The 463-nt window shown below is 72.8% G+C and carries 1 protein-coding gene; it reads left to right on the forward strand.

All coding sequences use genetic code 11. From position 1 onward, the window contains the following. Positions 1-138 precede the first annotated feature (138 nt). On the forward strand, positions 139-463 hold a 325-nt coding region (locus ACU8YE_RS25005), incomplete at its 3' end, for a glycosyltransferase family 9 protein (RefSeq protein WP_446930240.1).

Here is a 463-nt window from a genome sequence, read left to right on the forward strand (position 1 = left end):
CGACGAGCAGTACATGCCGCCGCCGGACGCCAAGCTCAACCAGCCGCAGGATGTCGCCCAGGCAGTGCTGTTCGCCCTGCGTCAGCCGCCCGGCTGCGAGGTCCGCGAGCTCGTGGTGACCCCGGCGGTCGAGGGGTCGTGGCCCTGAGCCGGCGACCGCGCCTGCTGGTCCTCCGGGCTCTCGGGCTGGGGGACTTCCTGACCGGCGTGCCGGCGCTGCGGGCCCTGCGGCGAGCTCGTCCCGACCATGAGCTGGTGCTGGCCGCTCCTTCCGTACTCGCGCCGCTTGTGGAACTCGCCGACGTGGCGGACCGGCTGCTGGACACGCGTGAGCTGGACGCACCGGCGTGGAAAGGCGATCCGCCGGAGCTGGCGGTCAACCTGCACGGGCGGGGTCCGCAGAGCCACCAGCTTCTGGGAACGCTGCAACCGCACGCGCTCGTCGCTTTCGACTGTCCGGCGG

Source organism: Ralstonia sp. VS2407 (assembly GCF_052950655.1).